The following is a 9,091-nucleotide window of genomic DNA, read 5'->3' as shown; positions in this document are numbered from 1 at the left end:
TAAGAAACAGGAAGAGGTGTAACCGTGTCTAAAGAAAAATTTGAACGTAGTAAACCACACGTCAACGTCGGCACTATCGGTCACGTTGACCATGGTAAAACCACTCTGACAGCTGCTCTGACTCGTGTGTGTCACGAAGTTTGGGGTACCGGTACTGCCAGTGCGTTCGACCAGATCGATAACGCTCCGGAAGAAAAGGCGCGTGGTATCACCATCGCGACTTCTCACGTTGAGTACGATTCTCCGATCCGTCACTACGCACACGTTGACTGCCCGGGCCACGCCGACTATGTGAAGAACATGATCACCGGTGCTGCCCAGATGGACGGTGCGATCCTGGTTTGCTCCGCAGCTGACGGCCCCATGCCGCAGACTCGTGAGCACATCCTGCTGTCCCGTCAGGTTGGTGTTCCGTACATCGTCGTGTTCCTGAACAAGGCCGACATGGTCGACGACGAAGAGCTGCTGGAACTGGTTGAGATGGAAGTTCGTGATCTGCTGAGCCAGTACGACTTCCCGGGTGACGACACTCCGATCATCACCGGTTCCGCGCTGATGGCGCTGGAAGGCAAAGACGACAACGAGATGGGTACTACCGCTGTTAAGAAGCTGGTAGAAGCTCTGGATGACTACATTCCTGAGCCGGAGCGTGCGATCGATCAGCCGTTCCTGATGCCGATCGAGGACGTCTTCTCCATCTCCGGTCGTGGTACTGTGGTAACCGGTCGTGTTGAGCGTGGCATCATCAAGGTTGGTGACGAAGTGGAAATCGTGGGTATCCGCGAGACCACCAAGACCACCTGTACTGGTGTTGAGATGTTCCGCAAGCTGCTGGACGAAGGCCGTGCCGGTGAGAACGTTGGTGTTCTGCTGCGTGGTACCAAGCGTGACGACGTTGAGCGTGGTCAGGTTCTGGCGGTGCCGGGTTCCATCAACCCGCACACCAAGTTCGAGTGCGAAGTGTACGTTCTGAGCAAGGACGAGGGTGGTCGTCACACTCCGTTCTTCAAGGGCTACCGTCCGCAGTTCTACTTTCGGACCACTGACGTGACCGGTTCCTGTGAGCTGCCGGAAGGCGTTGAAATGGTAATGCCGGGTGATAACGTCAAGATGGACGTTACTCTGATCGCTCCGATCGCGATGGAAGAAGGTCTGCGCTTCGCCATCCGTGAAGGCGGCCGTACCGTTGGTGCCGGCGTTGTTGCCAAAATCGTCGAGTAATTTGATACTCGAATGATTTCGGGAAGGGGGCTGCTGATGCAGCCCCCTTTTTCTATCCCGAGATTCCGTATCCCGGCAGTTGACCAGGGGGAAATTCTCCTTGCTTGACATGGCTGGGTAATATGCATACAATGCGGCTCCTTTTTTTGAAGGTCGGCTAAAAGTAGCTGCTACGAGTGGAGTTTGGTGCATCATGCAAAGCCAAAAAATCAGAATCCGGTTGAAGGCGTTTGATTACCGCCTGATCGACCAGTCCACGCAGGAGATTGTCGATACCGCCAAGCGGACCGGCGCTCAAGTGCGTGGCCCTATTCCTCTGCCGACGCGGAAGGAAAAGTACACCGTCCTGATCTCCCCGCACGTCAACAAAGACGCGCGTGATCAGTACGAGATTCGTACCCACAAGCGTCTGCTCGACATTGTTGAGCCGACGGAGAAGACAGTGGATGCTCTGATGAAACTGGACCTGGCAGCAGGTGTAGACGTTCAGATCAGCCTCGGCTAATACCGCCCGGTATTAGTCTGTGTAACTGTCGTACGGCCATAGAGGGTGAGAGCCCCGTACACTTAAGAGGTGAAACATGGCAATTGGTGTTGTCGGTCGCAAGGCCGGTATGACCCGTATTTTTACGGAAGACGGGCAGTCTGTGCCCGTAACGGTAATTGAGGTTGAGCCCAACCGCATTACCCAACTCAAAACTCTGGAAAGCGATGGCTATCGTGCGGTTCAGGTAACCGTCGGTGCGCGTCGTTCCTCTCGTGTGACCAAGGCCGAAGCGGGCCACTTTGCCAAGGCGGGCGTTGAAGCCGGCCGTGGCGTGTGGGAATTCCGTCTGGCTGACGGTGAAGGCGAAGACCTGGCTGCCGGTGGTGAGATTACTGCTGCCCAGTTTGAAGATGGCCAGGTTGTTGACGCCATCGGTCGTTCCAAGGGTAAAGGCTTCCAGGGCGGCGTTAAGCGCTGGAACTTCTCCATGCAGGATGCCACTCACGGTAACTCTCTGTCTCACCGTGCACCGGGTTCCATTGGTCAGAACCAGACCCCGGGCAAGGTATTCAAGGGCAAGAAGATGGCCGGTCAGATGGGTAATGCTCAGGTTACTGTGCAGAACCTTCAGGTTGTCCGTGTCGATGCCGAGCGCAACTTGCTGCTGATCCGTGGTGCTGTTCCAGGCGCTACCGGTGGCGATGTTGTCATCAAGCCTGCAGTTAAAGCCTGAGGAGCGGTGCGATGGAATTGACTATTACAGGTAGCGGTAAGGGAATCTCGGTTTCCGATTCCGCGTTCGCCAAAGATTTTAACGAAGCGCTGGTTCACCAGGTCGTTACCGCATTCATGGCGGCCGGTCGTCAGGGCACCCGTGCCCAGAAGACCCGCTCTGAAGTGTCCGGTGGCGGTAAGAAGCCGTGGCGCCAGAAGGGCACCGGTCGTGCCCGTGCTGGTACCATCCGTAGCCCGCTGTGGCGCTCCGGTGGCACCACCTTCGCTGCCAAGCCTCAGAACTTCGAGCAGAAGGTTAACCGCAAGATGTACCGTGCGGCCCTGCGCTCTATTTTCTCTGAGCTGGTTCGTCAGGAGCGTCTGGTTGTGGTCGACGACGTTGTCGTCGAGTCCCCCAAGACCAAGGCCTTCAATGCAAAGCTCAAGGACCTGGGTGTTGATAGTGCCCTGATCCTGGCCGAGACCGTTGAACAGAACCTTCATCTGGCTTCCCGCAACATTCCGCACGTTGACGTGCGTGACGTTGCCGGCCTGGACCCGGTCAGCCTGGTAGCCTTCGAGAAGGTTGTGGTTACCGTTCCGGCTCTGAAGAAGATCGAGGAGATGCTGGGATGAATCAGGAACGTATTTATAAGGTCCTGCTTGGGCCGCACGTATCAGAGAAGGCCTCCATGGCAGCTGAGCGTGGTCAGGTGGTATTTCGTGTTGCCCCTGATGCCACCAAGCCTGAGATCAAGAAAGCCGTTGAGCAGCTGTTCAACGTTACCGTAGAAGGTGTTCAGGTTCTGAACCGTAAGGGTAAGCTCAAGCGTACTATCCGTGGGTTCGGCAAGCGTAATGATCTTCGCAAGGCTTATGTGAAGCTTGCGGAAGGTCAGGACATCGATTTTATGGATGTGGAATAAGGTAAAGGGGTCGTAATATGCCGATCGTCAAAACCAAGCCAACATCTGCCGGCCGCCGCCACGTTGTAAAGATCTCTAATCCGGACCTGTACAAAGGGCGCCCTTACGCACCGTTGGTAGAATCGCAAAGCAAATCGGGTGGTCGTAACCATAATGGTCGCATCACAACCCGTCACGTTGGTGGTGGTCACAAGCAGCACTACCGTGTTATCGATTTCAAGCGGGCCAAAGATGGCATTCCGGCGACTATTGAGCGCCTGGAATACGATCCGAACCGCTCCGCGCACATCGCCCTGCTGAAGTACGCCGATGGCGAGCGTCGTTACATCATCGCTCCCAAAGGTGTTAAAGCTGGCGATCAGGTGCGCTCCGGCGTCGACGCGCCGATCAAGGTGGGCTCCACGCTGCCGATCCGGAACATTCCGGTCGGTTCCGTGATCCACTGCGTCGAACTCAAGCCTGGCAAAGGTGCCCAGCTGGCTCGTTCTGCGGGCGCATCCGTACAGCTGGTAGCTCGGGAGGGGGCATACGCCACCATCCGCCTGCGTTCAGGTGAAATGCGTAAGGTGCTTGTTGAGTGTCGTGCAACGTTGGGTGAAGTGTCCAACAGCGAACACAGTCTCAAGCAGCTTGGTAAAGCGGGTGCATCACGTTGGCGTGGCAAGCGGCCAACAGTACGTGGTGTTGCTATGAACCCAGTTGACCACCCGCATGGTGGTGGTGAAGGGCGTACCTCTGGTGGACGTCACCCTGTTACTCCTTGGGGTGTTCCGACCAAAGGGCATAAAACTCGTAAGAACAAGCGTACTGACAAGATGATCGTACGTCGTCGTTCGGCCAAGTAAACGACTACATAGAGGTAAATGCTGTGCCACGTTCTTTGAAGAAAGGTCCTTTTATAGACCTGCATCTGTTGAAGAAGGTTGAGGCAGCTCTGGAAAGCAACGACAAGCGGCCGATCAAAACCTGGTCCCGCCGGTCCACAGTCTTTCCGGAGATGGTAGGCCTGACCATTGCAGTCCATAACGGCAAGCAACACGTGCCTGTCTATGTCACCGAAGACATGGTCGGTCATAAGCTGGGTGAGTTCGCGGCAACGCGGACCTACCGCGGCCATGCAGCCGACAAGAAAGCTAAACGCTGATTGTGAGGGGAATAGAAATGGAAGTAGCGGCTAAGTACAAGGGCGCTCGCCTCTCTGCTCAGAAAGCTCGTCTTGTTGCTGACCAGGTACGCGGCAAGGCTGTTGAGGACGCCCTGAACATTCTGACTTTCAGCCCGAAGAAAGCAGCCGTGGTTATCAAGAAAGCTCTTGAGTCCGCGATTGCCAACGCTGAGCACAACGAAGGTCTGGACGTAGATGATCTGCGGGTCTCCACCATCATGGTGGATGAAGGTCCGACGCTCAAGCGCATCAAAGCTCGAGCCAAGGGGCGCGCTGACCGGATTTTCAAGCGCACCTGCCATATCACCGTCAAGGTCGCCGACAAGTAGGAGATGCTCAGATGGGTCATAAAGTAAATCCAACCGGCATTCGCCTGGGTGTGATCAAAGAGCACAACTCAGTCTGGTATGCCGAAAAGCAGGAATACGCAAAGAACCTCCTGAACGACATTGAGGTTCGCGAATTCCTCGACAAGCGTCTGGTAAAGGCGTCTGTCAGCAAGATTGTGATCGAGCGCCCGGCTCAGAACGCCCGCATCACGATCCATACTGCCCGTCCCGGTATTGTTATCGGTAAGAAGGGTGAAGATGTTGACCGTCTGCGTCGCGAAGTCAGCGATATGATGGGTGTGCCCGTGCACATCAACATCGAAGAGGTCCGTAAGCCGGATCTGGATGCCCGCCTGGTTGCCCAGAACGTAGCTGGTCAGCTGGAGCGTCGTGTGATGTTCCGTCGCGCCATGAAGCGTGCGGTTCAGAACGCAATGCGCCAAGGCGCAAAAGGTATCAAGATTCAGGTCGGTGGCCGTCTTGGGGGTGCTGAAATCGCTCGTTCCGAGTGGTATCGCGAAGGTCGCGTTCCGCTGCACACACTGCGTGCAGACATTGATTACGCAACCTACGAAGCGCATACCACCTACGGCGTTATCGGCGTTAAGGTATGGATCTTCAAGGGCGAGATTCTTGGTGGTATGGAGCAGGTCCGTGCTGACAAGAATGCCTCTCGCAAGAAAGGTTCTAAGTAAAGGGGCACTCGTATGCTGCAGCCAAAACGCACCAAATTTCGCAAGGTAATGAAAGGCCGTAACACCGGTCTCGCTCAGCGCGGTAACAAGGTGAGCTTCGGTGAGTACGGATTGAAAGCGACCAGCCGTGGCCGTATAACTGCTCGCCAGATTGAGGCGGCACGTCGGACCATGACTCGTCGGATTAAGCGGGGCGGTAAGATCTGGATCCGGGTTTTCCCGGACAAGCCGATCACCGGCAAGCCGCTGGAAGTACGTATGGGTAAAGGTAAGGGTTCCGTCGAGTACTGGGTGGCTGAAATTCAGCCCGGCAAGATGCTGTACGAGATGGAAGGTGTTGCCGAGGACGTCGCGCGTGAGGCCTTTACTCTGGCCGCCGCGAAGCTGCCCGTGTCAACCACCTTTGTAACGAGGACGGTGATGTGATGAAAGCAACAGAGCTGCGTGAAAAATCAGTCGAGGAGCTGAACAACGAGCTGATCGACCTGCTGAAAGAGCAGTTCAACCTGCGCATGCGCAAGGCGACAGGTCAGCTTAATCAGTCTCATCTCCTCGCCAAGGTTAAGCGTGACATCGCTCGCGTTAAAACAGTGTTGAACGAAAAGGCGGGACAGTGACATGACCGAAGCTACCAAAACTGCCAGAACCCTGAGCGGCAAGGTCGTGAGCAACAAGATGGACAAGTCCATCGTTGTAATGGTTGAGCGTCGGGTCAAGCACCCGCTGTACGGCAAGTACGTTAAGCGTTCAACCAAAGTGCAAGCGCACGACGAAACTAATCAATGCAACATCGGTGACATCGTAACCATCCAGGAGACTCGTCCGCTCTCGAAGAACAAGAGCTGGGCCCTGGTAGAAGTCACTGTGCAAGCATCCAAGGTGTAACTCGCCCGGACGGTGAGTCTTGTCGTAACGGCAAAGTGGTTTCTGCTGGAGAACAACCATGATTCAGACTCAAACAATGCTTGAAGTCGCGGACAACAGCGGTGCACGTCAAGTTCAGTGCATCAAAGTCCTGGGCGGTTCACATCGGCGTTATGCCAGCGTTGGGGATATCATCAAGGTAACCGTTAAGGAAGCCATCCCCCGCGGTAAAGTGAAGAAAGGCCAGGTCCTGAACGCTGTCGTAGTACGTACCCGTAAAGGTGTACGTCGTCCCGACGGTTCGCTGATCCGTTTTGACGGAAACGCGGCTGTACTTCTGAACAATCAGGACGCGCCCATCGGTACCCGTATCTTCGGACCGGTTACCCGTGAACTGCGTAATGAAAAGTTCATGAAAATTATTTCACTGGCACCCGAAGTACTGTAAGGACTAGAGGCCGGTTATGAAAAAGATCAAACGAGATGACGAAGTAATCGTCACCACGGGAAAAGACAAGGGCAAACGTGGTAAAGTCCTGAAAGTTCAGGACGACGGCCGTCTGGTGGTTTCTGGGATCAATATGATCAAGAAGCACACCAAGCCGAACCCCATGCTCGGCACCCCCGGTGGCATCGTCGAGAAAGAAGCACCTATCCAGGCTTCCAACGTGGCTATTTTTAATCCGCAGACCGGCAAAGCCGATCGCGTAGGCTTCCAGGTTAAGGAAGACGGCGCAAAAGTGCGGATCTTCAAGTCCACGAATGAAGCTGTCGATAACCAGTAAGCGGTGGTGGTTACGATGCTTAACATGAAAGAGCAGTACAGTAAGGAAGTGGTACCTGCCCTGCAGAAAGAGTTCGGCTACAAGAACGTGATGCAGGTGCCGCGTATCGAGAAGATCACCCTGAACATGGGTGTCGGCGAAGCTGTAGGTGACAAGAAGCTGATCGAGAATGCCGTCGCGGATCTGGAGCGTCTGGCTGGTCAGAAAGTTGTTGTTACCAAGGCTCGCAAGTCTGTTGCGGGTTTCAAAATCCGTGAAGGCTGGCCGATTGGCTGCAAGGTAACCCTGCGCGGCGAGCGTATGTGGGACTTCTTCGACCGTCTGGTTCACATCGCGATTCCTCGCGTTCGTGACTTCCGTGGTCTGAACCCGAAGTCTTTCGACGGTCGCGGCAACTACAGCATGGGTGTGCGTGAGCAGATTATCTTCCCCGAGATCGAGTACGACAAAGTCGACAAGATCCGTGGTCTGGATATCACCATCACCACCTCAGCCGGTACCGATGACGAAGGTCGTGAACTGCTGAAAGCGTTCGGCTTTCCGTTCAAGAAATAAGGAATCCGTGTTATGGCAAAGGTTTCCATGAAGAACCGAGAGCTCAAGCGCGAAAAAACCGTTGCGAAATTCGCAGCGAAGCGTGCAGAGCTCAAGGCGATCATCAAGAACCCGAACTCCAGCGACGAAGACCGTTGGGATGCGCAGATGAAGCTGCAGAAGCTGCCTCGTAATGCGAACCCGGTACGTCTCCGTAATCGTTGTCAGGTAACTGGCCGTCCCCACGGCGTCCTGCGCAAGTTCCAGCTGTCCCGCATTAAACTGCGTGAAGCCGGCATGCGTGGCGACGTACCGGGTCTGACCAAGTCTAGCTGGTAAGATTGGCGCCTTCCCGCAAGGAGAAGGTGCCCGTTGGTAAGCGGTGCGGCAAGCCGCTGCACAACTAAAAAGATCAGGAGCCTCATACCGATGAGTATGCAAGACACGCTTGCGGATATGATCACTCGTATTCGTAATGCACAGATGGCACAGAAGGCCGACGTGGCCATGCCGTCTTCCAAAATCAAGGTCTCCGTAGCCCAGGTCCTGAAGGACGAAGGTTACGTTGAAGACTTTTCCGTTTCAGCCGACGCCAAGCCTGAGCTGACCATTACCCTGAAATACTTCGGCGGCAAGCCCGTTATCGAAGACATTCAGCGGGCCAGCCGCCCGAGTCTGCGCCAGTACCGTGGCGCTGGGGAACTGCCGAAAGTAGCCGGTGGTTTGGGTGTCGCCATTGTCTCTACGTCCAAGGGCGTAATGACTGACCGTGCCGCGCGTTCCGCCGGCGTGGGTGGCGAAGTCATCTGCACCGTATTCTAAAGGGAGATAACGATGTCCAGGGTTGCCAATAATCCTGTCGTTCTGCCTTCCGGTGTTGAGGTTAAGCTGAACGGACAGGAAATCAATGTGAAGGGCTCTAAAGGAGCGCTTCAACTCACCGTACATCAGGCCGTCGAAGTTACGCAGGAAGAAAACGTTCTGCGCTTCGCCGCTCGTGATGGCGCCAAGCAGTCCCGCGCTCTCGCAGGTACCACCCGTGCGCTGGTCAACAACATGGTCACCGGTGTGTCTGCGGGCTTCGAGCGTAAACTCCAGCTTGTGGGCGTTGGATACCGTGCCCAGGCGCAGGGTAAGAAGCTCAATCTGACACTGGGTTTCTCTCACCCGGTCGAGCACGAGCTGCCCGAGGGGATCACCGCTGAAACGCCTTCCCAGACGGAAGTTGTTATCCGCGGGATCGACAAGCAACAGGTTGGCCAAGTCGCTGCGGAAATCCGCGCTTACCGTCCGCCCGAGCCTTATAAAGGTAAAGGTGTTCGTTATGCGGATGAGCAGGTCAGACGCAAAGAAGCCAAGAAGAAATAAGGC

18 protein-coding genes are annotated in these 9,091 nt (G+C 55.4%); all 18 read left to right on the top strand.

Annotated elements, in window-relative coordinates:
• The first annotated feature begins 24 nt into the window (after positions 1-24).
• The gene (gene tuf / locus MLD24_RS17390; RefSeq protein WP_227172533.1) at positions 25-1,221 is read left to right on the top strand and encodes an elongation factor Tu; all 1,197 of its coding nucleotides are present in this window, start codon (positions 25-27) and stop codon (positions 1,219-1,221) included.
• 193 nt (positions 1,222-1,414) lie between these two features.
• A complete protein-coding gene (gene rpsJ, locus MLD24_RS17385) occupies positions 1,415-1,726 on the top strand; it encodes a 30S ribosomal protein S10 (protein WP_004580743.1) in 312 nt (103 codons plus the stop codon).
• A gap of 76 nt (positions 1,727-1,802) precedes the next feature.
• Entirely contained in the window at positions 1,803-2,441 is a 639-nt protein-coding gene (gene rplC, locus MLD24_RS17380; RefSeq protein WP_227172532.1) for a 50S ribosomal protein L3, read from the top strand.
• An 11-nt stretch (positions 2,442-2,452) separates the two neighbouring features.
• On the top strand, positions 2,453-3,058 hold the full coding sequence (gene rplD / locus MLD24_RS17375) for a 50S ribosomal protein L4 (RefSeq protein WP_227172531.1): 606 nt from the start codon (positions 2,453-2,455) through the stop codon (positions 3,056-3,058).
• On the top strand, positions 3,055-3,348 hold the full coding sequence (gene rplW, locus MLD24_RS17370) for a 50S ribosomal protein L23 (RefSeq protein ID WP_227172530.1): 294 nt from the start codon (positions 3,055-3,057) through the stop codon (positions 3,346-3,348). The genes rplD and rplW overlap by 4 nt, the downstream gene beginning before the upstream one ends.
• 17 nt (positions 3,349-3,365) lie before the next feature.
• On the top strand, positions 3,366-4,193 hold the full coding sequence (gene rplB / locus MLD24_RS17365) for a 50S ribosomal protein L2 (RefSeq protein ID WP_227172529.1): 828 nt from the start codon (positions 3,366-3,368) through the stop codon (positions 4,191-4,193).
• Between the two features lie 23 nt (positions 4,194-4,216).
• Complete coding sequence (rpsS, locus tag MLD24_RS17360; RefSeq protein ID WP_106763876.1) at positions 4,217-4,492, top strand: 30S ribosomal protein S19; 276 nt, start codon at positions 4,217-4,219, stop codon at positions 4,490-4,492.
• 17 nt (positions 4,493-4,509) lie between these two features.
• Entirely contained in the window at positions 4,510-4,842 is a 333-nt protein-coding gene (gene rplV / locus MLD24_RS17355) for a 50S ribosomal protein L22 (RefSeq protein ID WP_227172528.1), read from the top strand.
• An 11-nt stretch (positions 4,843-4,853) separates the two neighbouring features.
• Positions 4,854-5,537 (top strand): 30S ribosomal protein S3, encoded by a 684-nt coding sequence (rpsC, locus tag MLD24_RS17350; protein WP_227172527.1) that lies wholly within the window; start codon positions 4,854-4,856, stop codon positions 5,535-5,537.
• A gap of 12 nt (positions 5,538-5,549) precedes the next feature.
• On the top strand, positions 5,550-5,963 hold the full coding sequence (gene rplP, locus MLD24_RS17345; RefSeq protein WP_131481880.1) for a 50S ribosomal protein L16: 414 nt from the start codon (positions 5,550-5,552) through the stop codon (positions 5,961-5,963).
• Positions 5,963-6,154, top strand: a complete 192-nt coding sequence (rpmC, locus tag MLD24_RS17340; RefSeq protein ID WP_227172526.1) for a 50S ribosomal protein L29 — start codon at positions 5,963-5,965, stop codon at positions 6,152-6,154. The genes rplP and rpmC overlap by 1 nt, the downstream gene beginning before the upstream one ends.
• 1 nt (position 6,155) lies before the next feature.
• The gene (rpsQ, locus tag MLD24_RS17335) at positions 6,156-6,422 is read left to right on the top strand and encodes a 30S ribosomal protein S17 (protein ID WP_227172525.1); all 267 of its coding nucleotides are present in this window, start codon (positions 6,156-6,158) and stop codon (positions 6,420-6,422) included.
• A 58-nt stretch (positions 6,423-6,480) separates the two neighbouring features.
• Positions 6,481-6,849, top strand: coding sequence for a 50S ribosomal protein L14 (rplN, locus tag MLD24_RS17330; protein WP_091814959.1), 369 nt, complete (start codon positions 6,481-6,483; stop codon positions 6,847-6,849).
• 16 nt (positions 6,850-6,865) lie between these two features.
• Positions 6,866-7,186 (top strand): 50S ribosomal protein L24, encoded by a 321-nt coding sequence (rplX, locus tag MLD24_RS17325; RefSeq protein WP_227172524.1) that lies wholly within the window; start codon positions 6,866-6,868, stop codon positions 7,184-7,186.
• 15 nt (positions 7,187-7,201) lie between these two features.
• On the top strand, positions 7,202-7,741 hold the full coding sequence (gene rplE, locus MLD24_RS17320) for a 50S ribosomal protein L5 (protein ID WP_227172523.1): 540 nt from the start codon (positions 7,202-7,204) through the stop codon (positions 7,739-7,741).
• Positions 7,742-7,753: 12 nt separating this feature from the next.
• On the top strand, positions 7,754-8,059 hold the full coding sequence (gene rpsN, locus MLD24_RS17315) for a 30S ribosomal protein S14 (protein WP_227172522.1): 306 nt from the start codon (positions 7,754-7,756) through the stop codon (positions 8,057-8,059).
• Between the two features lie 90 nt (positions 8,060-8,149).
• The gene (rpsH, locus tag MLD24_RS17310) at positions 8,150-8,542 is read left to right on the top strand and encodes a 30S ribosomal protein S8 (protein ID WP_227172521.1); all 393 of its coding nucleotides are present in this window, start codon (positions 8,150-8,152) and stop codon (positions 8,540-8,542) included.
• 12 nt (positions 8,543-8,554) lie between these two features.
• Positions 8,555-9,088, top strand: coding sequence for a 50S ribosomal protein L6 (gene rplF, locus MLD24_RS17305; RefSeq protein WP_227172520.1), 534 nt, complete (start codon positions 8,555-8,557; stop codon positions 9,086-9,088).
• The last annotated feature ends 3 nt before the right edge of the window (positions 9,089-9,091 follow it).

Origin of the sequence: Marinobacter xestospongiae (genome assembly GCF_023156385.1) — a bacterium.
GTDB lineage: Bacteria > Pseudomonadota > Gammaproteobacteria > Pseudomonadales > Oleiphilaceae > Marinobacter > Marinobacter xestospongiae.
This window is presented reverse-complemented; position numbering and strand designations above follow the sequence as displayed.

Bases quoted from the DNA above. Each gene is read 5' to 3' on its own strand.
- rpsJ (WP_004580743.1), top strand. From the start codon at position 1,415: ATGCAAAGCCAAAAAATCAGAATCCGGTTGAAGGCGTTTGATTACCGC.
- rplC (WP_227172532.1), top strand. From the start codon at position 1,803: ATGGCAATTGGTGTTGTCGGTCGCAAGGCCGGTATGACCCGTATTTTT.
- rplD (WP_227172531.1), top strand. From the start codon at position 2,453: ATGGAATTGACTATTACAGGTAGCGGTAAGGGAATCTCGGTTTCCGAT.
- rplW (WP_227172530.1), top strand. From the start codon at position 3,055: ATGAATCAGGAACGTATTTATAAGGTCCTGCTTGGGCCGCACGTATCA.
- rplB (WP_227172529.1), top strand. From the start codon at position 3,366: ATGCCGATCGTCAAAACCAAGCCAACATCTGCCGGCCGCCGCCACGTT.
- rplV (WP_227172528.1), top strand. From the start codon at position 4,510: ATGGAAGTAGCGGCTAAGTACAAGGGCGCTCGCCTCTCTGCTCAGAAA.
- rpsC (WP_227172527.1), top strand. From the start codon at position 4,854: ATGGGTCATAAAGTAAATCCAACCGGCATTCGCCTGGGTGTGATCAAA.
- rplP (WP_131481880.1), top strand. From the start codon at position 5,550: ATGCTGCAGCCAAAACGCACCAAATTTCGCAAGGTAATGAAAGGCCGT.
- rpmC (WP_227172526.1), top strand. From the start codon at position 5,963: ATGAAAGCAACAGAGCTGCGTGAAAAATCAGTCGAGGAGCTGAACAAC.
- rpsQ (WP_227172525.1), top strand. From the start codon at position 6,156: ATGACCGAAGCTACCAAAACTGCCAGAACCCTGAGCGGCAAGGTCGTG.
- rplN (WP_091814959.1), top strand. From the start codon at position 6,481: ATGATTCAGACTCAAACAATGCTTGAAGTCGCGGACAACAGCGGTGCA.
- rplX (WP_227172524.1), top strand. From the start codon at position 6,866: ATGAAAAAGATCAAACGAGATGACGAAGTAATCGTCACCACGGGAAAA.
- rplE (WP_227172523.1), top strand. From the start codon at position 7,202: ATGCTTAACATGAAAGAGCAGTACAGTAAGGAAGTGGTACCTGCCCTG.
- rpsN (WP_227172522.1), top strand. From the start codon at position 7,754: ATGGCAAAGGTTTCCATGAAGAACCGAGAGCTCAAGCGCGAAAAAACC.
- rpsH (WP_227172521.1), top strand. From the start codon at position 8,150: ATGAGTATGCAAGACACGCTTGCGGATATGATCACTCGTATTCGTAAT.
- rplF (WP_227172520.1), top strand. From the start codon at position 8,555: ATGTCCAGGGTTGCCAATAATCCTGTCGTTCTGCCTTCCGGTGTTGAG.